Raw genomic sequence first — 22,590 nt, 5'->3', positions numbered from 1 at the left:
GCGGCGGGTTCAGCAGTCTGCCTCGACGTACACGGTCTCGTCGGTGCGGAAGGCCGTGTCGAGGTCGGCGACGTCCGGACGGGCGCCCTGCCGGTAGGCGCACGGACGGATGCCGTCGGGGTCGAAGCCGGCCCGGGTGAGGACGTGCCGCAGCTCGTCCAGGTCGTAGATCCACTGGTGCCCGAAGTACCGGAAGATCTGGTTCACCAGGAAGGCGGGGCGCTCGGGCATCGGCGGGCCGAAGCCGAGGGTGGTCAGCCGGCGCCGGTGCTTGCCGAGGAAGCCGTCGCCGGTGGCGTAGCCGACCAGGTAGCGGGCGAGGTCGGGGGTGGTCAGGCGCAGGACGCCGCCGGGGCGCAGCACCCGGCGGGCCTCGCGCAGCCAGCCGACGGCGACCGGCATGGTGACGTGCTCGATCAGGTGCTCGGCGTACACCCAGTCGACGCTGGCGTCGGCGAAGGGCAGCGGTTCGGCGATGTCGAGCTGCGTGAACCAGCGGTCGCCGTCGACCCGGTAGAGGGTGCCGGGCGCGGTGGCGGCGTCGGGGCCGCGCAGGGTGGCGAGGTCGGTGCCGAGGCCCTCCGGGTGGGCGGTCCGGAAGGCGGCGAACTCGATTCCGGTGATGCCGAGTTCGCGCAGGCCCTGGTGGTCGCGCGGCAGCCCGCCGGGGTGCGCTTCGAGCGTGTCGCAGGTGGCGACCTGCTCGCTGAAGGCGTCCAGCCGGGGAGCCAGCCCGTCCGGGTCGTCCCAGTCCCAGCCCGGGAATCGTTCGTTCTGCTCGGTCATGTGTCGGACCTCCATGGGGGAGAACGCGGTTCGGGTACGGCGCGGTTCAACGGCGGTGCGGTTCAACGGCCGCTTGGTTCAACGGCTGCACGGTTCAACAGCCGCGCGGTTCAACAGCCGTGCGGGGCTCGGGCCCGGCCGGCCGCGCGGGGGTACGGGTTCAACGGCCGCGCGGGGGCCAGGGTTCAGCCGGCCGGGCAGGGCCAGGGCGCGAGGACCGTACGGTCCAGGTCGGCGAGCCGGGGGCGGCCCAACAGGGCCATGGTGTGCTCCAGTTCCTCGCGCAGCAGGTCGAGCACCCGGTGCACCCCGGCCTCGCCGTCGGTGGCCAGGCCCCAGAGCGCGGGGCGGCCGACCAGCACGGCGCGGGCGCCGAGGGCGAGGGCGATCGCGAGGTCGGTGCCGCTGCGCACGCCGCCGTCGAAGAGCACCGGCAGTTCGGCGGGAACGGCGTCGACCACCTCGGGGAGGGCGGCCAGGGCCGGCATCGCACCGTCGAGTTGGCGGCCGCCGTGGTTGGAGACCAGGACGGCGTCGACGCCGTGCTCGACGGCCAGCCGGGCGTCCTCGGCGGTGAGGATCCCCTTGAGGACCAGCGGCAGCCGGGTGCGTTCGCGCAGCCAGGCCAGGTCGGTCCAGCTCAGTGCGGGGTCGAACTGTTCGCGGGCGTGCTCGGCGATGCCCGAACGTCCGGCGGTGGCGCGGTGGCTGGCGGCCGTCAGGGCCTGGTCCAGGTTGACCGCGCGGACGGCCGACGGGACGGCGAAGCCGTTGCGCAGGTCGCGCAGCCGGCGGCCGATCCTGGGGGCGTCCACGGTCAGCACGAGCGCGCCGTAGCCGGCCGCCTCGGCGCGTTCCACCAGGGCGGCGAGGACGGCGCGTTCGCGCAGCCAGTACAGCTGGAGCCAGAGCGGGCCGGTGGCGGCCGCGGCGATCTCCTCCAGCGTCCGGCTGGCGAACATCCCGGCGACCAGCAGGGCGCCGGCCCGGCCGGCGGCGCGCGCGGTGGCGGTCTCCCCCTCCGGGTCGACCAGCCGGTGGTAGGCCATCGGGGCGATGCCGAGCGGGAGGCGCAGCGGTGCGCCGAGCAGGGTCAGCGCGGGGTCGCAGGCGGAGACGTCGACCAGGGTGCGCGGGCGCAGCGCATGGCCTCCGAACATCTCCCGATTGGCCGTCAGGGTGCGTTCGGCGCCGCTGCCGCCTTCGATGAAATCCCAGATTTCCGGTGGGAGTTGGGCGCGCGCCGCACGCTCGATCCCGGCCAGCGTGAGAAGTCCCACGGGCATTCCTCGTTCCAGGACGGCCACACGCGGGCCGGTCCTGCTTCGGCAGCGTAGGAGCAACGACCACATTGGTATAGACCTTGATTTGACCAAACGTCTGTGCCAAGGTCTGGCCACGGAATTGGCCGTTCGGATTTGTTAACGGCGTTCATGTCAAAATCCCCTCACTTGTGTGGAGCCGCGTTGACCGGCTTTCTCCCCTCCGTACTTCCGCCTGCCCTCCTGCCGCACTCCGACGCCCCGGACTCCTGGGTCGACCGGCTGCTGCTGGCCGGACCCGGCGGCGAGGAGTGCCTGCGCCTCGGCGCACCGCTCGACCGGGACGCCCTGCGCGCCCTGGTCGAGGAGCAGTCCGAACGGCTGTCGGCCGCCGGGCTCGGACCCGGCGGGACGGCGGCGCTGCGGCTGCCGCCCTCGGTGGCGTTCGTCGCGGTGCTGCTGGCGTGCTGGCGCCTCGGCGCCCAAGTCGCCCTGCTCGACCACCGGTTGACCGAGCACGAGATCGACGCGGCGGTGGCGCGGCTGGCCCCGCAGGTGCTGGTAGGCTCCGCCCATCGGTCGGCGGCGGCCCTGCGCGGCTTCTCCGAAGTCGAGCCGGTGGCCGTCCCGCTGGCGGACGGGCGCCCGGCCCGCACCGGACACGCGTTGATCCAGCTCAGCTCCGGATCCACCGGTCCGGCCAAGGTCATCGCCCGCACCGCGGCCGATCTGCTGCGCGAACTCGACTGCTACCGAAGGCTGGTGGAGTTCCCCGACGAGGGCGAACGGGTCGTCCTGCTCTCCTCGGTGGTGCACGTGCTCGGCCTGGTCGGCGGGCTGCTCAACAGCCTGCACGCCCGGGTCGCGCTCACCGTGCCGGAGCGAATGACGGCGGCGGGCATCCTCGCCGAGGTCGCCGCGAGCGACCGGCCGACCACCGTGATCGGGGTGCCGTTCCACGCCGAACTGCTGGCGGGGGCGATCGCTCCCCCGCCACTGCCCCGGCTGCGGCGGATGGTCGTGGCGGGCGAACTCGTCCGCCCGGGACTGCCCGCACTGTTCACCGAGCGGTACGGCGTCCCGCTCGGCACCATGTACGGCATGACCGAGACCGGGGTGATCGCCACCGACCTCTCCGGTACGCTCCACCCTGCCAAGCGGCCGGTGCACGGCATGCGACTGCGCCTGGTGAAGGGCGAGTTGCAGATCGGCACGGAGTCCTCCCCGTACCCCGGACTGGACGATCCGACCCGCTGGTCCGACGGCTGGCTGCACACCCGGGACGCGGCCGAGCTGGCCGACGACGGCCCGGTCACCATGCTCGGCCGACTGGACTCCCAGGTCTCGATCGGCGGCCTGAAGGTCGACCTCACCGAGGTCGAGCAGACGCTCACCGCGCTGCCCGGGGTCCGCGAGGCCGTGGTGGTCTTCGACGGCGGCGCGATCGAGGCCTACCTGGCCACCGAACCCGGGACCGACCTCTCCTCCGTCCAGGACGGGCTGGCCCGCCGCCTGGCCGCCTACAAGCGGCCGCGCCGGCTCGCCCGACTGGACCGCCTCCCCCGCACCGCCACCGGAAAGCTGCTGCGCGACCCGGCCGCCCTGCGCGCGACCGCGACCGCCGGCTGACCGCGCCCACCGGCGCGCGGGCCGCACCCGGCCGCGCCCCGACCCCTTCGCGCCCCGACCCCTTCGCACCACCACCCCGACAAGGAGCCCACCATGCAGGACCGCATCCGCGCCTTCGTCCTGGCGGCACTCGCCGAGATGCAGTACGACGTCTCCGAGGTCACCGGGGACACCGACCTCGGCCCGGCCGGGCTGGACCTCGAATCGCTCGCCCTGGCCGACCTGTCGGTGCAGGTCGAGGACGAGTTCGGGATCAAGTTCGACCTGGACGAGATGGAGACCACCGCGCTGATGACGCTGGACGAGTTCACCGGCGACGTCGCCCGCCGGGTCGACGCCCTCGCCGCCACCTCCAGCAGCGCCGCGTGACCGGCTCCCCGCTCCCCGACGCCCTGCCGGACCGGGCCGAGGTCCTGACCATGCTGGCGGCGTTCGGGCAGCGCGCCGTCGACACCGTGCCCGAAGACCTCGGGTCGCTCGAACTCACGTGGCTCGTCGCCGAGTTCGAGCAGCGGTACGGACTCCAGCTGGACCTGGACGACGACCGCTTCGGCGCGGTGCGCACCGTCGACGACGCCACCGGGCTGCTGCGCGAGGCCGTCCTCGCCGACCGCGCGGGCGCCCGGCCGTGATCCCCGGGGGCACGGGCTCCGGCCCACCAGGCCGGGCGGCCGACCGCCCGGTGGTCACCGGTGTCGGGGTGCTCAGCGCCGCCGGGCGCGGGCTCGCCGCACTCACCGAGGCCGCCACCCACGGCAAGGCGCTGTCCGGCCCGGTCACCCGCTTCGACGTGAGCGCCCGCCGCACCACCCGGGCCGCGCTGTTCCCCGACACCGTGCCCCTGGCCTGCACCTTCCCCCTGGCCAGGGCCGTGCTCGACGCGATCGGCCAGGCCTGCGGGCAGGCCGGGCTGACCGCCGCCGAGGGCGCCGGCCTGCCCGTCCTGCTCGCCCTGCACAGCGACGAGCGCACCCGGGCGACCGCCGACGCGGTGGCCGCCGGGGTCCGTTCCGGGTGGGGCGCGCCGGGTGTCACCCGGGTGTACAACGGCGCCTGCGTGGCCGCCTCGACCGCCGTCGCCGACGCGGCGGCCCTGGTCGCCGCCGGGCGGCACGAGCGGGTCCTGGTCGCGGCCGGGCACCTGGTCGGACCGGGCGTCTTCGCGGTCTTCGACGCCGGACGGGCGCTGGCCCGGGACGGCGAGGCCCGCCCGTTCAGCGCCGGCCGCACCGGCACCCTGCTCGCCGACGCGGCCGTCGCCGTCCTGGTCGAGTCCGCCCCGGCCGCCGAGCGGCGCGGCGCGCCCGCGCTCGCCCGGCTGGCCGGCTGGGGCCGGGCCGGGGACGCCCACCACGTCTGCCGCCCGGAACCGGAGGGCGACGGGACGGCCCGGGCGATCGGGGCCGCGCTCACCCGCGCGGGCGTCGATCCGGCCGAGGTCGGCTACGTCAACGCCAACGGCACCGGCTCGACCCTCGCCGACCGGGCCGAGGCCCGCGCCCTGCGGCGGGTGTTCGGCCCGCACACCGACCGTCTGCCGGTCAGCTCCAGCAAGTCCGTGCACGGGCACGCCCTGGAGGCCTCCGCACTGCTCGAACTCGCCGTCACCATCGGCGCGTTGGGCACCGGCCTGCTCCCGGTCAACGCCGGCTGGCTCGGCCCCGACCCGGACCTCGCGCTGGACCTCGTCCTGGACGGCCCGCACGCCGCCGGGCCGCCGTACGCCCTCAGCCTCAACTCCGCCTTCGGCGGCGCCAACACCGCCCTCCTGCTGGCCCCGGGATGACCGCCACCGCCATGACCACCGCCGAGAACACCCCTGCCGACCACACCCACGGACTGCGGATCCTCGCCGAGGCCCGCCGCCCCGCACCCGGCCTGGACGGGCCGCCGCCACCGCTGCCCGGCTTCGCCGCCTCCGCCTTCAACCCGCTGGTCGCCGACACCGCCGAACGCTGCCTGCGCGCCCACCACGGCGAACCGCCCGCCCCCGGACGGACCGCCCTGCTGCTCGCCAGCGCGAGCGGCGACCTCGACACCGCGCGGGCCATCGAGCGCAGCGCCGAACCCGGACAGCGGACCGGCCCGCTGCTGTTCTTCCAGTCCAACCCCAACGCCGTCCTCGGGCATGTCTCCGCGCGCTGGGGCCTGACCGGCCCGATCGTGGCGATCTGCCCGGCCGAGGCCGAACCCGGCGTGGTCCCGGCCGAGGCGTTCGAACTCGCCGCGCTGCTGCTCGAGGACGGCGACGCCGACCGGGTGCTGGCCGTGGCCGTCGAGCAGACGCCCGACGGGGACCGGGCCGCGGCGGTCCTGCTCGCCCTTCCGGCAGCGGGGAACCGGCCGGACTGACCCCTCCGAACCGTCCGACCGGACCGAACCGCCGCCCGGACTGAACCCCGCGACCGCCCCCGGCCGTAGGAACCATCGAGGCCCGGCGCCTGACGCAGCCGCACCCGGCACACCAGCGCCCCCGCCCGTCCCCGCCTCGCTCCCGGCACCCGCCGCCCGAGCGACCGACCGCACGCAGCCCGCCATTCGTCGCACGCCGCCCGAGCAGCCGACCGCACCCGCCGCACCCGTGCGGCCGACCGACCCTGCCACCCGATCAGCCGCCCGGGCCGTCCACCGGCCCCGAGGGAGGGATCCACCCCCGTGACCATCCGCAGCCTCCGCACCCAGCTCGCGGACGACCCCGACGTGGGCGCCGGCAACGTCCTGACCGCCCGGATCGCGCTCGGGCTCGACCTGGACGTACCGCTGCTCAGCTTCGACACCCCGGTGGACGACCACCCCGCCTGGCAGCCGTTCACCCTGCGCGAGCTGGACCGCGCCGTCCGGGCCCGCGCCGCCGCGCTGCACGGCCTGGGCATCACCCGGCGCGACCCGGTGGTGGTGTACGCGAGCGACGCCGCCGACCACGTGCTCGCCTTCCTCGCCCTGGCCCGGCTCGGCGCCGTCCCCGCGCTGCTCAACCCCAACCTGGACGGCGAACGGGCCGCCCGCTACATCGCCCGCCTCGGCGCGGCCGGCGTCCTCGCCGACCCCGCCCACCTGGCCGCACTGGCCGGCCACGACCCGGGCGCGCCGCTGCTGCCCGAGATCGCCACCCTCGGCGCCGGCGACCCGGACGCCGTCCCGGAGCCGTACCGGCACTGGTCCGGCGACCCGGTGGCGATCACCCACTCCTCCGGCACCACCGGCATGCCCAAGGCCGTCGTCCACTCCCACGCGAGCCTGTACGCCGCGATCCGCCACCGGCTGCGGCTGCCCCGCCCGCAGGGCCAGGACCGGATGCTCAGCGCGCTGCCCGCCCCGCACGCCGCCACCCTGATCGCGCTCAACCTCGCGCTCAGCTCGCACACCGAACTCGCCGTGCTCTCCCGGCAGTCCGGCGACGGCGTGCTGGAGGCCGTCGAGCGGTGGCGGCCCACCGGGGTGATCGGCTTCGCCGCCACCTGGGCCGACCTCGCCCGGCACGACCTCACCGCCCGCGACCTGACCTCCGTGGCGCTCTGGTGGAACACCGGCGACTGCGCCCATGAGGTGCACATCCGCCGCCTGATCGCCACCGGCAGCCGGGAGACCGTCACCCGGGCCGGCCGCACCCGGCTGCCCGGCTCGCTGTTCGTGGACGGCCTCGGCTCCACCGAGATGGGGCACTCGCACTTCTTCATCACCCACGGCCCCGGCACCGAGCGCTACGGCCGCTGCGTCGGCCGCCCGCACGCCTTCGTCGACTGCGAGGTCGTCGGCCCGGACGGCGAGCCGCTCGGGCCCGGCGAGGTCGGTGAACTCGCCACCGCCTCACCCACCCTGGCGCTCGGCTACTGGAACGACTCGGCCACCACCTTCCGCACCCGGCTGCGCGGCCGCTTCCTCACCGGGGACCTGATGTACCGGGACGAGGAGGGCTACTACTACCACGTGGACCGGGCCGTCGATTCGGTCGAACTCGGCGGCGGCAAGCGGCTGTTCACCGCGATGTCGGAGGAGCGGGTGCTGGCCGCCTGCCCGGACGTGCTGGACTGCACGGTGGTCGCGGTCCGGGACGGCGAGCGCGTCGTCACCGACGTGCTGCTGCTCCTCGCCGCGGACGCCGATCCGGCCGCGGACCGCACCGGGGCGGTCGTCGCCGCCCTGGGCGAGGCCGCCGCCGCGACCGTCCGCAAGGTGCTGGTGGTCTCCCCCGACGACATCCCGCTCGGCCCGACCGGCAAGGTCCGCAAGGTCCTGCTGCGGGAGACCCACCTCGCGGCGGTGGGCGCATGAGCGAGCGGAGTGTGCGAGCAGGCGAGCGGGGTGGGCGCACAACCGCGCGCCCCGGCGCCGTCGTCACCGGCATCGGCCTGGTCTCCCCGCTCGGCCGCGAGCCCGCCGAGGTGTTCGAGGCGCTCACCGCCGGCCGCACCGGCCTGCGCGCCGTTCCCGAGGGCCACGCCGCGCACGGCTGGCTGCCCGCCGCCGGGCTCGCCCCCGCCCTGGACGGCCGGGAGGTGCTGCCGCCGACCGAGACCCGCTGCGTGGACCGCTTCGTGCTGCTCGCCCTGGCCGCCGCCGACGACGCGCTCGCCGACGCCGGACTGGCCGTCGGCCGGGACGCCGACCCGCACCGCACCGCCGTGGTGCTGGCCACCGGCGGCGGCGGACTGGAGACCTTCGAGCAGCAGTCGCACCGCCGGCTGGAGCGCGGCCGCCCCGGCGTCAGCCCGTACCTGCTGCCCGGCATGCTCTCCAACATGGCCGCCGCCCGGATCGCCATCAAGCACGGCATCCGGGGCTACAGCTCCGCCGTGGTGACGGCCTGCGCGGCCGGCGCCCAGGCGATCGCCGAGGGGCTGCGGCTGATCCGGGCCGGCGACGCCGACGTGGTGGTGTGCGGCGGCACCGAATCCTCGCTGCACCCGACCATCGCCGCCGCCTTCACCAACGCCCGCGCCCTGGCGCAGGGTTGGGACGACCCCGAGCAGGCCAGCCGGCCCTTCGACGCCCGCCGCAACGGCTTCGTGCTCGGCGAGGGCAGCGCCGTCCTGGTCCTGGAGCGGGCCGAGCACGCCGAGGCGCGCGGCGCCGCCGGCTACGCGGACGTCCTCGGCTGGGGCGCCTCCACCGACGCCCACCACCCGACCATGCCCCGCCCGGACGGCACCGGCGCCGCCGACGCGATGCGCGCCGCGCTCGCCAACGCGGGCCTGGCCCCGGGTGACATCGACTACGTGAACGCCCACGGCACCGGCACCAAGCTCGGCGACGTGGCCGAGACCGCCGCCCTGCGCGCCGTCTTCGGCGCCGAGCCGCCCGCGGTCAGCTCCACCAAGGGCGCCACCGGCCATCTGCTGGGCGCCGCGGGCGCGTTGGAGGCGGCGGTGACCGCCCTGGCGGTGGCCCGGGGGACGCTGCCGCCCACCCTCAACCTGACCGACCCCGACCCGGCCTGCGACCTGGACCACGTCCGGGGCGCCGCCCGGACCGTCCCGGTGCGCGCCGCGCTGAGCAACGCCTTCGCCTTCGGCGGCCACAACCTCAGCCTGATCCTCGGCCCGGCCTCCACCCGGACCGCCCGCTAGCGGTACCGCCGACAGCCGCCGTCCGACCGCCGCCGCCCGACCGCGGTCGCCCGCCGCGCGGCGCCGGCGCGCCCCGATCATCGATCCACCATCCCTCCCGGGGGGAGATCCCGTTGTCCATCCAGACCATCACCCACGTCGAGTTCCACTGCGCGGACGCCGACAAGACCGCGGCCGGACTCAGCGCCGACCTCGGCTTCACCGCCGACGCCCCGGCCACCGCCCCGGACGGCTCCCGCACCGTCGGGCTGCGCCAGGGCACCATCCGGCTGCGGCTGACCTCCGCCGCCGACCCGGAGCACCCGGTGGCCGAGTACGTCACCCGGCACGGGGACGGCGTCGCCGTCCTCGCCCTCGGCTGCGCCGACCCGGCGGCCGCACTGGAGCGGGCCGAGCGGCACGGCGCCCGGGTGCTCGACCGGGCCGGCGCCCTGATCGAGGGCTTCGGCGACACCGCGCTGCGCCTGGTCCCGCTGCCGGACGCCGAGGCCACCCCGGAGCCCCGCCTGCTGGACGGCCTCGACCACGTCGCGATCTGCCTGCCGGCCGGCACGCTCGCGGAGGCCGTACGGTTCTGCGAGGACGCGCTGGACTTCCGCACGATCTTCGAGGAGTACATCGAGGTCGGCGAGCAGGCGATGGACTCCAAGGTGGTGCAGAGCGCCTCCGGCGGCGTCACCTTCACCCTGATCGAGCCCGACACCACCCGCCGCCCCGGCCAGATCGACGAGTTCCTCGCCGCCCACGGCGGGGCCGGCGTCCAGCACCTCGCCTTCAGCACCCGCGACATCGCCGGCGCCGTCCGGACCGCCCGGGAGCGCGGCGTGGAGTTCCTGACCACGCCGGACGCCTACTTCGACGCCCTGGCCGACCGCTTCGGCGAGACGGCCATCCCGGTGGCGACCCTGCGCGACCTGCACGTCCTGGTCGACCAGGACCACGGCGGCCAGCTGTTCCAGATCTTCGCCCGCTCGACCCACCCCCGGCGCACCTATTTCCTCGAACTGATCGAACGGCAGGGAGCGGGCACCTTCGGCACCGCGAACATCAAGGCCCTCTACGAGGCCGTCGAACGGCACGGCCCCGCCGCCGAGGACCGGCCCGCCCCCGCACAGCCGAAGCAGGCCCGGCCGACGGCCGCCGCCCCCGGGTTCCGGCTCACCGAGGCCGAGCGCGCCCTGCTGCCCACCCCCGACGAGGTGGCGCACTACCGCGAGCACGGCTGGTACCTCTCCCGCAGGCTCTTCAGCGACGAGGAGCTGGACACCCTCCAGGCCGCCACCGAGGCGTACTACGCCGGCCACCGGGACCGCGAACTGCCCGTCCGGCCGCCCCGGTTGGCCTCCTGGCGGCCCGAGGACGGGCCGGTCCAGCGGCACAACGACTACGTGCACTACGAGAGCGACGCGATCAGCGCGATCCTGCGCAAGCCGCTGGTCGGCGCGGTGGCCGCGCTGCTCGCCGGCACCGAGGAGATCCGGGTCTTCCAGTCGACGCTCATCTACAAGCCCCCGGTGCCCGAGGAGCCCAGCAACCGGGTGCCGTGGCACTTCGACAAGCACTACTGGCAGACCTGTAGCTCCGAGGAGATGCTCACCGCCTTCATCCCGTTCCACGACTGCCGCGAGGAGAACGGCACCATCACCATGGTCGACGGCAGCCACCGCTGGCGGGAGCTGCCCTCGGGCGAGGACTCCACCCGGCACTTCGCCGACCGCGACGGCTCCGAGCTGGAGTCCATCCTGGCCGCCAACGCCGCCCACAACGGGCAGCGGGTGCGCAAGGTCCCGATGCTGATCCCGCGCGGCCACCTGTCCTTCCACCACTGCCGCACCTACCACGGCAGCGGCCCCAACCTCGCCTCCTTCCCGCGCCGGGCGGTCTCGCTGCACCTCCAGGACGGCGCCAACGAGTACCGCCGGCACGACCGGCCGGACGGCGAGCCGGTGGTGTACAACCACGACGTGCTGGTGGGCCGGACGGACGACGGCCGGCCGGACTACGCCGACCCCCGGTTCTGCCCGACGGTCTGGCGGGGACGGCCGTGACCGCTCCCGCGCACCCGGCCGGCGAGGGCGCCGCACTGCCCGACAGCCCCGCCCCGCTGGACACCCCCGCCGAGCGCTACCGGATGCTGCGGCTGATCCGCGGCTTCGAGGAACTGGCGCTCGGCCTGGTGAAGTCCGGCGCGATCCCCGGCGGCATCCACCCGTACATCGGGCAGGAGGCCGTCGCGGTCGGCGTCTGCTCGGCGCTCGGCCCGGGCGACCGGCTCGCCAGCACCCACCGCGGCCACGGCCACGTGCTCGCCCGGGGCACCGCGCCGCACCGGCTGCTCGCCGAGCTCCTGGGGCGGGTCGGCGGGTCGAACGGCGGCCGGGGCGGCTCCATGCACGCCGCCGACTTCTCGCTGGGCATCCTCGGCGCCAACGGCATGGTCGGCGCCGGTGCCCCGATCGCGGTCGGCGCGGCCTGGGCGGCTGTCAACCCCGGACGGGCGACGGCCGAAGGGCCGGGAACCGAAGGGCCGGGGACCGACGGCCCGGAGGCCGGCCGGACCCCGGTCGCGGTGGCCTTCTTCGGCGACGGCGCGCTCAACCAGGGCGTCCTGCTGGAGTCGCTCAACCTCGCCGCGATGTGGCGCCTGCCGGTGCTGTTCGTCTGCGAGGACAACGGCTACGCCACCACCCTGCCCGCCGCCACCGCCGTCGCGGGCAGCGCCACCGGCCGGGCCGCCGCCTTCGGCATCCCCGCCGAGGAGGTGGACGGCATGGACACCGAGGCCGTCCGCACCGCCGCGCTGCGCGCCGTCGACCGGGCCCGCGGCGGCCGCGGCCCGGGCTTCCTGGCCTGCCGCACCTACCGATACGAGGGCCACCACACCATGGAGCGCCGGATGAAGCTGCGCTACCGCTCCCCCGAGGAGGTCGACACCTGGCGCGAGCGCGACCCGCTCCCCCGGGCCGCCGCCCTGCTCGACCCGGCGACGGTCGTTGAGCTGGACCGCTCGGTGGCCGAACAGCTCGCCGCCGCCGAGGAGTTCGCGCTCGCCTCGGAGCACCCGGACCCGGCGGGCGCACTGGACCACCTGTACGCCGACGGGCTGCGGCCCCGGGCGGGGGCGACGCCGTGACCAGGCTCTCGTACACCAAGGCGCTCAACCGGGCGCTGGCCGACGAACTCGCCGCCGATCCGGCGGTCTGCGTCTTCGGCGAGGACATCGGCGCCGGTCTGGCCGGGCCGACCCTCGGCCTGCTGGACCGCTTCGGGCCGGGCCGGATCGTCGACACCCCGCTGTCCGAGCAGGCCTTCACCTCGATGGCGGTCGGCGCCGCGCTGGCCGGCCGGCGCCCGGTGCTGGAGTTCCAGATCCCGTCGCTGCTGTTCCTGGTCTTCGAGCAACTCGTCAACCAGGCCCACAAGTTCTCGCTGATGACCGGCGGCCAGGCCGCCGTCCCGCTGACCTGCCTGGTGCCCGGCTCGGGCTCCCGGGACGGCTGGGCCGGGCAGCACTCCGACCACCCGTACAGCCTGTTCGCGCACGCCGGGGTGAAAACCGTGGTGCCCGCCACCCCGACCGACGCCTACGGGCTGCTGCGCTCGGCGATCCACGACCCGGACCCGGTCGTGGTGTTCGCGCCCGCCGCCGCGATGCCGGTGCGCGAGACCGTCACCTGGGACCTCGTCCCCGTCCCGCTCGGCCGGGCCCGGATCCACCGGCCGGGCAGCGACGTCACCGTGGTCGCCCTCGGGCACCTGGTGCACGACGCCCTCGCGGTGGCCGAGGAACTGGCGCCGGAGGTCTCGGTGGAGGTCCTCGACCCGCGCACGGTGTACCCGTTCGACTGGCAGGCGCTCGCCGACTCACTGGAGCGCACCGGCCGCCTGGTCGTCCTGGACGACTCCAACCGCAGCTGCGGCTTCGGTGCCGAGGTGCTGGCCACCGCCGCCGAGGAGATGCGCCTGGTCGCCCCGCCCCGCCGGATCACCCGCCCGGACGGCGCCGTGCTGCCCTTCGCCCCCGCCCTCGACCGCGCCGTCCAGCCCGGCCGCGAGCAGCTGCGGCACGCGCTGGACCTCGTGCTGAAGCACCGCTGACCGACCGCGCCCCGACGCGGCGCAGCCCCCGCGTACCTCGCGCACCCCGAACACGTCGATCGCCCAACAGCCCGACCAAGGAGCCCCGTTGTCCACGAACCGCTACCACTGGGACCGCTCGCACCCCGGCCTGACCAGCCTCCAGCAGGCCATCGACCCGCTGCGCCGCGAGGTGGTCGAGCACTCGGTGTACCGCTCGCTCACCGGCATCGAGCGGGTCCGCACCTTCCTCGGCAGCCACGTCTTCGCCGTCTGGGACTTCATGTCGCTGCTCAAGAGCCTCCAGCGCGACCTCACCTGCGTGGACGTGCCGTGGGTCCCGAACGGCCCGACCGCCAGCCGCCGGCTGATCAACGAGATCGTGCTGGTCGAGGAGAGCGACGAGCTCGGCGAGGGCTACACCAGCCACTTCGAGCTGTACGTCGAGGGCATGCGGCAGGCCGGTGCCGACCCGCGCCCGATCGAGGAGTTCCTGGCCCTGCTGGGCTCCGGCACCGCCGTGCCGGACGCCCTGAAGAACGCCGGAGTGCCGCAGCCCGCCCTGGACTTCACCTCCACCACCTGGTCGATCGTGGAGAACGCGCCGGTGCACTGCCGGGCCGCCGCCTTCGCCTTCGGCCGCGAGGACCTGATCCCGGACATGTTCACCCAGGTCATCCGGATCGACGACCCCGAGGGCGCGCTCACCGTCTTCAAGGACTACCTGGCCCGTCACATCGAGGTCGACGGCGAGCAGCACACCCCGATGGCGATGCAGATGCTGATCGACCTGTGCGGCGACGACCAGGACAAGTGGGACTCCTGCGCCGAGACGGTCCGCACCGCGCTGCGCGCCCGGCTCCAGCTGTGGACCGCGATCGAGCGGTCCTTCTGAGGCCTGCCGGAGGACGTCCGTCGTCACGGCGGAAGGGCGCCCACGGGGAACCGGCCTCCCCGTGGGCGCCCTTCCGCCGCCGGGGCCTGCCTTCGCACCCGCGCCGGCGGGGCGGCTCAGAGCACCTTGGGCAGCACCCCGGCCGAGGCGGGCGGCCGGTCCCCGGCCCTGCGGAACCGGTGCAGCGCCGCCCGGCCCTCCGCCCCGCGCACCCGGGCGGCGAGCCGGGCCGGCAGCACCACGGTGGCCAGCCGGCCCTCGCCCCGGAACCCCTCGACCGTCCAACAGACCCAGGGAATCGGATAGTTGGCCGCCGGACTGAACAGCACGGGCCGCTTCCCCTGGAAGCTCACCGCATAGGCGCCGAAGCCGCTCCAGTTGGAGAAGCTGAACCGGCGCGCCGCCGGGTCGAAGCCCAGCGGCACGCAGTCGCGCAGCCGCGAGCGGCCGAGGGTGGCCAGGAACCACAGGTTGGCGCGGAGGTTGAGGTGTGCGGTCGGGAACTCCTCGACCGCCGTACGCAGTGCGCCCGCGAGCACCGCCGGTCCTTCCTCGGGCCGGTGCGGCAGATGGACCTCGCTGAGGAGGTTGCCGAGCAGCGCGGGCGACAGGCCCAGCCAGCGGCGCGCGTTGACCGGCACGGTCAGCATCCGCTCGGCGTCGTCCCCGTCCAACTCCCGCAGGGTGCTGAGGAGGTGGGCGCAGAGCACGTCCCCGGAGGAGAGTCGGCGCCCGGCCGCCAGTCCGAACTCCTCGCGCATCCTTGCCAGTTCGGCGTCGGTGAAGGCGATCTGGACGATCCGGTTGGCGCGTGGCCCGACCGCCACCTCGCGGGCCAGCAGCTCCGCCTCCGCCGCCGAGGGCAGCCGGAAGCCGGGGCGGCCGCAGTCCTCGTCCGGGAGTACCTCGGCCAGCAACTCGTCCTGGTCGTCGACGAGTTCGGCCTTCGGCAGCGGTTCGCCCTCGACCGCCGCGGACCAGGTCCGCAGCAGCAGCATGAAGCTGTGCAGGTCGCCGATCGCATGGTGCCAGGAGCAGCCGAGCACCGTGCCGCCGTCGGCCGTGCGGGTGAGGCGCACGGTGAGCAGCGGGACGCCGCCGTCGCGGGCGGCGGGGGCGTCCAGCGGGGCGACCAGTTCGGCGCCGGCCGCCGTCACCCGGCCCATCGCCTCGGCGAGCGTGCCCTCCACGGTGTAGACCTCGAACGGCACACCGGTGTCGTCGCAGACCGCCTCCAGGACGCCCTCGACGGTGCGCAGCCTTCCGGCGAAGACCGGCACCCGCTCCAGCGCCCGGGCCAGGCCGGCGGCGACCCGGTCGTCGTCCAGCGGGTGCTCGAAGCAGAGCACGACCGAGACGGCGAGGTCGGCGAGCATGGTGTCCATCAGCCCGCAGCGCAGCACCCGGCCGGTGGCGTGCCCGGCCCGGACGGTCCGGGATCTTCGCAACTGCGGCCAGATGCTCATGGGTTCCGTTCCGAAGCACTCGACGACTCCCGGTGACGCGCGGGCGCGTTCCGGCGGCGCGCGATCCGCGGGCACGCCGAACGATAGTGGCGCGCGGAGGCAGTGGTCCAGTCCAATCCCGCACTCCGGCAGGGCTCTTCGGCCGGTGCGGCGACAGCGACGGCGATAGAATGCGCAGCATGGGAGAGCGCCCCGGCGCACCCTCCGCGCCGCCCCTCGTCCTGGTCACCGGCACCGCGTCGCGGGTGATCGACCCGACCCGGGCCTACCACCTCGGCCGCGACCCGACCGGCGAGATCGTCCTGGACGACCCCCGGGTGTCCTGGCACCACGCGATCCTGCGCGCCACCGGAGGGCACTGGCTGCTGGAGGACGTCGACAGCACCAACGGCACGTACGACGAGGGTCGGCGGGTCAGCCGCGAGGAGGTCGGCCCGGGCACCCGGCTGCGCTTCGGCGACCCGGCCGACGGCCCGTCCGCGGCCTTCGCCGGCCTTCCGGCACCCACCGCGCACAAGCGGCCGTCGCTGGTCGCCCCGCACCTCTCCGGCACCTTCCGCCGTCCGAGCGCCGTCCACCGGCTGCTCGGCCGCACCGTCCGGATCGGCCGCTCGCGCGACAACGACCTGGTCCTGGACAACCTGGTGGTCTCCCGGTACCACGCCGAACTGCGCGCGCTGCCCGACGGCGGCCACGAGATCGTCGACCTGGACAGCCACAACGGCACCTACCTCAACGGCCGCCCCGTCCAGCGCGCCCCGGTCGGCCCGGCGGACATCGTCGGCATCGGCCACTCCGCGCTCTGCCTGGCCGACGGCCGGCTGGTCGAGTACACGGACACCGGCGAGGTCTCCCTGGACGTCCGGCACCTGGTGGTCCGGGTCGGCCCCGACCACCGGGTGCTGCTGGACGACGTCGGCTTCCCGCTCGCCGAGAAGGCGCTGCTCGCGGTGGCCGGGCCGAGCGGCGCGGGCAAGTCCACCCTGCTCAACGCGCTCACCGGGCTGCGCCCCGCCGACCAGGGCACGGTGCTGTACGACGGGCGCGACCTCTACCGCGACTACGCCGAGCTGCGCCGCCGGATCGGCCTGGTGCCGCAGGACGACATCCTGCACACCCAGCTCACCGTCCACCGCGCCCTGTCCTACGCCGCCGAGCTGCGCTTCCCCGGCGACACCGACCCGCACGAGCGGGAGGCCCGGGTCCGCGAGGTGATCCACGAACTGGGCCTGGACAGCCGCGCCGACCAGGTGATCGCCAGCCTCTCCGGCGGCCAGCGCAAACGGGTCAGCGTCGCGCTGGAGCTGCTCACCAAGCCGTCCCTGCTCTTCCTCGACGAGCCGACCTCCGGGCTGGACCCGGGCATGGAGCGCTCGGTGATGCGGATGCTGCGCGGGCTCGCCGACGACGGCCGGACGGTGGTCGTGGTGACGCACAGCGTGCTGAGCCTGAGCGTCTGCGACCGGCTGCTGGTGCTGGCCCCGGGCGGGCGGACGGCGTACTACGGGCCGCCCGGCGAGGCGCTGGGCTTCTTCGGCTACGAGGAGTGGCCGGAGGCCTTCGAGGCCTTCGAGGACGAGGACCACGACAGCTGGCAGCAGCGGTTCCGCAGCTCCCCGCAGTTCGCGCGCTACGTGGCGGCCGAGGGTGTGCCGACGCCGTCGCCCCGTCCGCACCCCCATCCGCACCCGACCCCGCACAAGCCCGCCGCGTCGGCCACGCCCGCCCCTCCCGCCGCTCCCGTGATCGACTGGGACAAGCCGCAGGGCTGGTTCTCCCAACTGGGCACCCTGGTACGCCGGTACACCGCGGTGCTGGCCGCCGACCGGCTCTTCCTCACCATCATGGTGGTGCTGCCCTTCGTGATCGGCCTGATGTGCCGGGCGATGGCCGGCTCCCGGCTCTCCCCCGACAACGCCGTCAACTGCCTGCTCACGCTCTGCATCGGCGGTCTGCTCACCGGCGCCGCCAACTCGGTGCGCGAGCTGGTCAAGGAGCGCGCGATCTACCGGCGGGAGCGGGTGGTCGGGCTGTCCAGATCGGCCTACCTGGTCTCCAAGGTGGTGGTGCTCGGCACGGTCACGGTGGCCCAGGCCGCGGTGCTGACCGTGGTCGGCCTGGCCGGGGTGGACCTCTCCTTCGCGGTGCCGACCGGGGTGGTGATGCCGCAGCTGCCCGAACTGATCCTCGCGGTCGCACTGCTCGCCTTCTCGGCGATGATGCTCGGCCTGGTGGTCTCGGCGCTGGTGGGCAAGGAGGAGGCCACCATGCCGCTGCTGGTGCTCCTCTCGGTGGTGCAGATCGTCTTCAGCGGCCTGATGCTCAAGCTGCACGGCGTCCCGGGGCTGGAGCAGTTCGCCTGGCTGGTCCCGTCCCGCTGGGGCCTGTCGGCGATGGCGCGCACCGTCGAGCTGCACGGCATCTTCCCGAACGCGATCACCGCCGACCCGATGTTCCGGCACCAGCGCTCCGGCTGGCTGGTGGGCATCGCGCTGCTGCCCGCGCTCTCGCTGCTGTACGGCCTGGTGGTGCTGGCCCTGCTGCGGCGGCACGAGCCGAGCATCATGCGGCGCTAGCGGAAGGGCGACCGCCGCATGGACGAGTTCGCGTTCCGCCCCACCCACGTCGCCCCGCCGGACGGGATGGCCTCCTGGGCGGCACCCGACCCGGCCCGGCCGGACGCCCGGCTCGACGCGCTGCTGCCGCTGCAGCTGCTCGACCGCCGGGGCGACTGGGCGCGGATCCTCTGCTCCAACGGCTGGACCGCCTGGGTGGACGGCCGCCTGCTGGTCGCGCTGCCGCAGCCACCGCCCGCCGCCGGCGGCCCGCCCGCGCGGACCGCCGACCCGCGACCGGCGCTCGCCGAGGCCGGGGGCGCACTCGACCGTTACCGCGCCCTGCTGGAGGACCTCGCCGGCGGCGCCCTCGACCTGGGGGCCTTCCGGGAGCGCACCCGGGGCCTGCGGATCGGCCTGGTGGTGGACGGCGAGGCGGTCTGGCTGTTCGACCCGGTGCACGACCGCTGGTGCTACGGCGACGGGCTCCAGCTCCAGACGTACGCGGCCACCGACCGGCCCAGCCCCTCGCCCGCGCCCTCGCACGGCCCGTCCGCGGAGGGCCCGTCCGCCCCCACCCGGACCGGTGAGCCGTGACCTCCGCCGAGCGCGACGGCGTCGAGCGGCCGTCCGCCGCACGCGAGGCCGCCAAGCGGGACGCCCCCGAGCGGGACGCCACCGAGTGGGACGCCACCGGTCTGCCCGCCGGGCTGGTCGGGCGGCGGGTCGCCGGCTACCGGCTGGAGAACGAGATCGGGCGCGGCGGCATGGCCGTGGTCTACCGGGCCAAGGACCTGCGGCTCGGCCGGACCGTCGCGGTCAAGCTGCTCGCCCCCGAGCTGGCCCGCAACGAGGTGTTCCGGCAGCGGTTCATGCACGAGTCGGAGGCCGCCGCCGCGATCGACCACCCGCACATCATCCCGGTGTTCGAAGCGGGCGAGCAGGACGGCATCCTGTACCTCGCGATGCGCTACGTGGAGGGCGGCGACCTGCGCGCCCTGATCAACCGCTCCGGCCCGTTCCCGGTCGGGCGGGCCGTCCGGTTCGCCCTCCAGATCGCCTCGGCGCTGGACGCCGCGCACGACCACGGCCTGGTGCACCGGGACGTCAAGCCGGGCAACGTACTGGTCGCCGCCGGGACGGACAGCGAGCACCCCGAGCACCTGTACCTGGCGGACTTCGGCCTGACCAAGAAGTCCCTCTCGCTCAGCGGGCTGACCACCGTCGGCCAGATCGTCGGCACGCTCGACTACGCGGCGCCCGAGCAGATCTCCGGCAGGCCGCTGGACGGGCGCTGCGACCAGTACGGCCTCGGCTGCGTGGTCTTCGAGATGCTCGCGGGCGCCCCGCCGTTCCGTCGGGAGAGCGACCTCGCGCTGCTCTGGGCGCACCTCAACGACCCGCCGCCCGCGCTGCGCGACCACCGGCCCGACCTGCCGGCCGCCGTCGGGGCGGTGGTCGCCCGGGCGCTGGCCAAGACGCCCGGGGAGCGGTACCCGAACTGCCTGGACTTCGTCGCCGAGCTGCGCGCGGCGAGCACCGCCGCCGCGCCGGAACCGTGGCGCGCCGACGGGCCGCCCACCCGGGTCGTCCCCGCGCTCGCCCCCGACCCGCCCCCGGTGCCCGGGCCGCCCGCCTGGGCCGCACCGGTCGTCCACCCGCCGCCGTCGCCGCCCGCAGGGAGCCGTCCGTCATGAACGCCGTGAGCCAGGTCTTCGCCGTGGTCGCCGCGGCGATCCACCTGATCGTCTGGCCGCTGGAGAGCTTCCTGTACGGGCACCCGCGGGTGCGCCGCGTGCTGACCGGCAGCACCGCGGACGCCCCGGAGGTCCGGCTGTGGCGCGTCAACGTCGGTTTCTACAACCTCTTCCTGGCCCTCGGCCTGGTCGCCGGCCTGGTCCTGCTGCACACCGGACACCCGGGGGCCGGGCGGGCGGTGGTGCTCTACGTCGCCGCGTTCATGGTCGCGGGCGGGATCACCCTGTTCACCTCGGAGCCGAAGCTGTGGCGCGGTGCACTCGGCCAGGCCGTCCCGGCGGCGATCATCCTTCTGACGGAGGCTTTCTGACGTTTCATCACCATCTCTTCAGGCGTGCGGCTAAACTCCGCCTACCCCGCGACGGTCGCGGCGGCTGGGGGTGGCAGCAGTGGCGAAGATCCCGATCACCGACCGGTACGTCGTCGGCCTCGGCTGTCGGGTGAGCGTCCAGCAGGGCCTCACCTCGACGAAGGTCAGCTGGAGCGTCGCACACCTGCCGGAGGGCGGCTCGCCCCGGCCCACCGGCGGGAACAAGGAGATCGGCGTCATCTGCCCGCGCTGCCGGCGTTCCTTCTCCGTCCGGGTGGAGACCGCCACCAGGGCGCGGGTCAAGCGGCTGGTCCACCGGACGGTGGGCTGGCTGCTGGTGCTCTCGCTGCTGGCCCTCGTCCCGATGCTGGTCCAGCTGGGCGGCCGGACCGTCGAGGAGGGCGACGACCAGGCCGTCGACAACATCGGCCTGCTCTTCACGCTGGCCGCCGCGGGCGTGGTCGTCGGACCGTCGCTGCTGCTCAGTGCGGGCATCCACGACGGCATCGGGAAACTCCGGCTCATCCGGGCCGACGGCCGCAAGACCATGTGGGTGCGGGGCCACCGGCTGTTCTGAGCCGGGCCACGCCCCCCGCACCCGTCACTCGGCGTCCGCCGGTACCTCGCCGCGGTGCCGCACCCAGGTGGCGAGCAGGGCGCCGAGCGCGCCGGTCAGCAGCCCCCAGCCCGCCGCGAGCGGCACCGCCGTCCAGAGCACCGGGCGCAGGGTGAGGCTCCCGCCGCCCAGCCCGGCCAGCGGGTTGCCGCCGCCGAGCACGGCGCCCAGCAGGTCGCCCAGGCCGCCCTGGCCGAGGCCGACACCGAGCACGGAGAGCCCGTAGTCGGCGTCCACCCGGGTCCACAGACCCACCAGCAGCACGGTGACGGCGGTGGCGAGCGCGAACCGGACGGCGTGCCGCCAGAGCCGGACGGTGCGCGGCGCGCGGCGGGCCGCCAGGAAGGCGGCGGCGAGCAGCAGGACGGCGGCCAACGGCAGCAGCCACCAGCTGCGGGCGTCCTGCTCCGCGAGGGTGCCGAGGTCGATGGTCGCCGGCCCGCCCCCGGGGGTGCGCAGCACCGCGCTGAGCGGCTTGGGGACGGGCAGGCCGAGCCCGCCGACCAGCCGCCCGTGCCACGTGGCGCCGAGCCCGATGCCGAAGGCCAGCCAGACCAGGTCGGGCAGCGCGAGCAGCACCACGGCCAGGGTCTGCCGGGGGTTCCCGTGCACGACCGCGGTCAGCACCCCGGCCACCGCACCGATCGCCAGATACGCCAGCAGGACCAGCCAGAGCGCGAACGCGGGTGGGCGGACCGCGAGTTGGTAGCGCACCAGGGCGGGCGGCAGCGGGGCCCGCCGGGACACCGCGAAGGTGACCGCGAGCACCACCAGCAGCCAGGCCAGCCCGATGCCCACGGTGGTCGGGCCGTCCGCACGGAAACCGACCTCCGGGGTCAGCCCGAGCGCGCCGCCGATCGACTGAGCCAGGTCGCCGCCGAGCGGGACGACGAAGCTGTGCCGGGCGCCGAGGGTGAGCAGCACCAGGGCGAGCACCCAGAGCAGCAGCGTCCGGCCGATCCGCCCGAGCAGCTCACCGCCGCCCGCGACCGCGCGGAAGCGCAGCTGGCGCAGGAACACCTCGGCCATCGCGACCGCGCCGACCACCGAGACGCTCAGCGGCATCGCGCTGATCCCGGCCCCGACCGCCGCGAAGTCCCCGGCGCCGCCGTCGAGTTCGACGGTGCCGCCGACGGCGAGCGCGAGCGTCGCCGCCAGCACGGCGGGGAAGCCGCCGTCCGGGAGGTCGTCGGCGCCGGCCAGCCAGAGGCCGAGCGCGGCCACCGCCGCCATCGCGACCAGCCCGGCCAGCACGACGGCGAGCGCGTCCAGCCAGCCGCGTACGGCGCCGGGCGGGCCCGCGGCCCGGGTGGTGGGCTGCTGCATGCCGCCTCCTCGTCGCTCGCGGGGTGCACAGGGGTCCGGCCCGGGCGCGGCGCGATCGATCTCCGATCTACGCCCGTTCTACGTCCGGTCGACTCCCGGCCGGGTTCCGGCCGGGTTCCGACCGGGTTTCCAGGGTGGCCGACGGTCGGCGGGCACGCTCGGCGACGCCCCGGCACCTGCTGTTGCGGCGAACGGGGCAACGGGGGAGAAAGGGAAGCCACTGGCAGGAGCCTCCCGAGCCGGCCCCGGTCGGCCGACCGCCTGCGAAACGGAGCCTCGATGACCTCCCAACCGCCTCCGTCCGGCCTGCCCGGCAGGCCCGGTGAACCTCCGCACGGTCCGC

Annotated in this window: 20 protein-coding genes; 16 read left to right on the top strand and 4 right to left on the bottom strand. The window is 75.3% G+C overall.

All coding sequences use genetic code 11. The features are described 5' to 3' along the window. Nucleotides 1-9: 9 nt before the first annotated feature. Both ACFVU7_RS21675 and ACFVU7_RS21670 read right to left on the bottom strand, forming a co-directional pair. Nucleotides 10-786, bottom strand: coding sequence for a class I SAM-dependent methyltransferase (locus ACFVU7_RS21675; protein ID WP_388046509.1), 777 nt, complete (start codon nt 784-786; stop codon nt 10-12). A gap of 185 nt (nt 787-971) precedes the next feature. Further along, nucleotides 972-2,072: an alpha-hydroxy acid oxidase gene (locus ACFVU7_RS21670; RefSeq protein ID WP_388046507.1), complete on the bottom strand. Its 1,101-nt coding sequence runs from the start codon at nt 2,070-2,072 to the stop codon at nt 972-974. 180 nt (nt 2,073-2,252) lie between these two features. Here ACFVU7_RS21670 and ACFVU7_RS21665 point away from each other — a divergent pair, with 180 nt between their 5' ends. The 11 genes from ACFVU7_RS21665 (at nt 2,253) to ACFVU7_RS21615 (ending at nt 14,216) form a co-directional block, all read left to right on the top strand. Next, nucleotides 2,253-3,677: a class I adenylate-forming enzyme family protein gene (locus tag ACFVU7_RS21665; protein ID WP_388046506.1), complete on the top strand. Its 1,425-nt coding sequence runs from the start codon at nt 2,253-2,255 to the stop codon at nt 3,675-3,677. A gap of 93 nt (nt 3,678-3,770) precedes the next feature. Beyond that, the gene (locus tag ACFVU7_RS21660) at nt 3,771-4,046 is read left to right on the top strand and encodes a phosphopantetheine-binding protein (protein ID WP_388046504.1); all 276 of its coding nucleotides are present in this window, start codon (nt 3,771-3,773) and stop codon (nt 4,044-4,046) included. Further along, the gene (locus ACFVU7_RS21655; protein WP_074004875.1) at nt 4,043-4,309 is read left to right on the top strand and encodes a hypothetical protein; all 267 of its coding nucleotides are present in this window, start codon (nt 4,043-4,045) and stop codon (nt 4,307-4,309) included. Before ACFVU7_RS21660 ends, ACFVU7_RS21655 begins: the two co-directional genes overlap by 4 nt. Further along, nucleotides 4,306-5,463 carry a beta-ketoacyl-[acyl-carrier-protein] synthase family protein gene (locus tag ACFVU7_RS21650; protein WP_388046502.1) on the top strand — a complete coding sequence of 386 codons (1,158 nt, stop codon included), beginning with the start codon at nt 4,306-4,308 and terminating at the stop codon, nt 5,461-5,463. Before ACFVU7_RS21655 ends, ACFVU7_RS21650 begins: the two co-directional genes overlap by 4 nt. Before the next feature lie 11 nt (nt 5,464-5,474). Continuing rightward, the gene (locus tag ACFVU7_RS21645; RefSeq protein ID WP_074004876.1) at nt 5,475-6,029 is read left to right on the top strand and encodes a beta-ketoacyl synthase N-terminal-like domain-containing protein; all 555 of its coding nucleotides are present in this window, start codon (nt 5,475-5,477) and stop codon (nt 6,027-6,029) included. A gap of 303 nt (nt 6,030-6,332) precedes the next feature. Further along, a complete protein-coding gene (locus tag ACFVU7_RS21640; RefSeq protein ID WP_388046501.1) occupies nt 6,333-7,949 on the top strand; it encodes a class I adenylate-forming enzyme family protein in 1,617 nt (538 codons plus the stop codon). Then, nucleotides 7,946-9,244 (top strand): beta-ketoacyl-[acyl-carrier-protein] synthase family protein, encoded by a 1,299-nt coding sequence (locus ACFVU7_RS21635; protein ID WP_375873769.1) that lies wholly within the window; start codon nt 7,946-7,948, stop codon nt 9,242-9,244. Before ACFVU7_RS21640 ends, ACFVU7_RS21635 begins: the two co-directional genes overlap by 4 nt. A 113-nt stretch (nt 9,245-9,357) precedes the next feature. Next, nucleotides 9,358-11,292 (top strand): 4-hydroxyphenylpyruvate dioxygenase, encoded by a 1,935-nt coding sequence (gene hppD, locus ACFVU7_RS21630; protein WP_388046499.1) that lies wholly within the window; start codon nt 9,358-9,360, stop codon nt 11,290-11,292. Continuing rightward, nucleotides 11,289-12,377, top strand: a complete 1,089-nt coding sequence (locus tag ACFVU7_RS21625) for a thiamine pyrophosphate-dependent dehydrogenase E1 component subunit alpha (RefSeq protein WP_380775910.1) — start codon at nt 11,289-11,291, stop codon at nt 12,375-12,377. The genes hppD and ACFVU7_RS21625 overlap by 4 nt, the downstream gene beginning before the upstream one ends. Further along, complete coding sequence (locus ACFVU7_RS21620) at nt 12,374-13,342, top strand: alpha-ketoacid dehydrogenase subunit beta (protein WP_388046497.1); 969 nt, start codon at nt 12,374-12,376, stop codon at nt 13,340-13,342. Before ACFVU7_RS21625 ends, ACFVU7_RS21620 begins: the two co-directional genes overlap by 4 nt. Nucleotides 13,343-13,430: 88 nt before the next feature. Next, a complete protein-coding gene (locus tag ACFVU7_RS21615) occupies nt 13,431-14,216 on the top strand; it encodes a DUF3050 domain-containing protein (RefSeq protein ID WP_074004880.1) in 786 nt (261 codons plus the stop codon). A 116-nt stretch (nt 14,217-14,332) separates the two neighbouring features. Here ACFVU7_RS21615 and ACFVU7_RS21610 read toward each other — a convergent pair whose 3' ends face one another. After that, a complete protein-coding gene (locus tag ACFVU7_RS21610) occupies nt 14,333-15,682 on the bottom strand; it encodes an acyltransferase (RefSeq protein ID WP_388046495.1) in 1,350 nt (449 codons plus the stop codon). A 179-nt stretch (nt 15,683-15,861) separates the two neighbouring features. On the opposite strand from ACFVU7_RS21610, the gene ACFVU7_RS21605 reads away from it, so the two are divergent. The 5 genes from ACFVU7_RS21605 (at nt 15,862) to ACFVU7_RS21585 (ending at nt 20,882) form a co-directional block, all read left to right on the top strand. Further along, entirely contained in the window at nt 15,862-18,258 is a 2,397-nt protein-coding gene (locus tag ACFVU7_RS21605) for an FHA domain-containing protein (protein ID WP_388046493.1), read from the top strand. An 18-nt stretch (nt 18,259-18,276) separates the two neighbouring features. After that, nucleotides 18,277-18,834, top strand: coding sequence for a hypothetical protein (locus tag ACFVU7_RS21600; RefSeq protein ID WP_388046491.1), 558 nt, complete (start codon nt 18,277-18,279; stop codon nt 18,832-18,834). Between the two features lie 101 nt (nt 18,835-18,935). Next, nucleotides 18,936-19,934, top strand: a complete 999-nt coding sequence (locus ACFVU7_RS21595) for a serine/threonine-protein kinase (RefSeq protein ID WP_388046649.1) — start codon at nt 18,936-18,938, stop codon at nt 19,932-19,934. Next, nucleotides 19,931-20,305, top strand: coding sequence for a DUF1304 domain-containing protein (locus ACFVU7_RS21590; RefSeq protein ID WP_074004884.1), 375 nt, complete (start codon nt 19,931-19,933; stop codon nt 20,303-20,305). Before ACFVU7_RS21595 ends, ACFVU7_RS21590 begins: the two co-directional genes overlap by 4 nt. 79 nt (nt 20,306-20,384) lie before the next feature. Next, nucleotides 20,385-20,882: a hypothetical protein gene (locus ACFVU7_RS21585; RefSeq protein ID WP_049660167.1), complete on the top strand. Its 498-nt coding sequence runs from the start codon at nt 20,385-20,387 to the stop codon at nt 20,880-20,882. A gap of 24 nt (nt 20,883-20,906) precedes the next feature. Here the strand turns inward: ACFVU7_RS21585 and ACFVU7_RS21580 are convergent, their stop codons facing one another. After that, nucleotides 20,907-22,247, bottom strand: a complete 1,341-nt coding sequence (locus ACFVU7_RS21580) for a streptophobe family protein (RefSeq protein WP_388046489.1) — start codon at nt 22,245-22,247, stop codon at nt 20,907-20,909. Between the last annotated feature and the right edge of the window lie 343 nt (nt 22,248-22,590).

It is taken from the genome of Kitasatospora sp. NPDC058046, assembly GCF_042885595.1.
Classification (GTDB): Bacteria; Actinomycetota; Actinomycetes; order Streptomycetales; family Streptomycetaceae; genus Kitasatospora.
This window is presented reverse-complemented; position numbering and strand designations above follow the sequence as displayed.

Coding starts and splice junctions, on each gene's coding strand:
- ACFVU7_RS21635 (WP_375873769.1), top strand. CDS start 7,946: ATGAGCGAGCGGAGTGTGCGAGCAGGCGAGCGGGGTGGGCGCACAACC.
- ACFVU7_RS21675 (WP_388046509.1), bottom strand. CDS start 786: ATGACCGAGCAGAACGAACGATTCCCGGGCTGGGACTGGGACGACCCG.
- ACFVU7_RS21590 (WP_074004884.1), top strand. CDS start 19,931: ATGAACGCCGTGAGCCAGGTCTTCGCCGTGGTCGCCGCGGCGATCCAC.
- ACFVU7_RS21600 (WP_388046491.1), top strand. CDS start 18,277: ATGGACGAGTTCGCGTTCCGCCCCACCCACGTCGCCCCGCCGGACGGG.
- ACFVU7_RS21580 (WP_388046489.1), bottom strand. CDS start 22,247: ATGCAGCAGCCCACCACCCGGGCCGCGGGCCCGCCCGGCGCCGTACGC.
- ACFVU7_RS21610 (WP_388046495.1), bottom strand. CDS start 15,682: ATGAGCATCTGGCCGCAGTTGCGAAGATCCCGGACCGTCCGGGCCGGG.
- ACFVU7_RS21660 (WP_388046504.1), top strand. CDS start 3,771: ATGCAGGACCGCATCCGCGCCTTCGTCCTGGCGGCACTCGCCGAGATG.
- ACFVU7_RS21605 (WP_388046493.1), top strand. CDS start 15,862: ATGGGAGAGCGCCCCGGCGCACCCTCCGCGCCGCCCCTCGTCCTGGTC.
- ACFVU7_RS21670 (WP_388046507.1), bottom strand. CDS start 2,072: ATGCCCGTGGGACTTCTCACGCTGGCCGGGATCGAGCGTGCGGCGCGC.
- ACFVU7_RS21645 (WP_074004876.1), top strand. CDS start 5,475: ATGACCACCGCCGAGAACACCCCTGCCGACCACACCCACGGACTGCGG.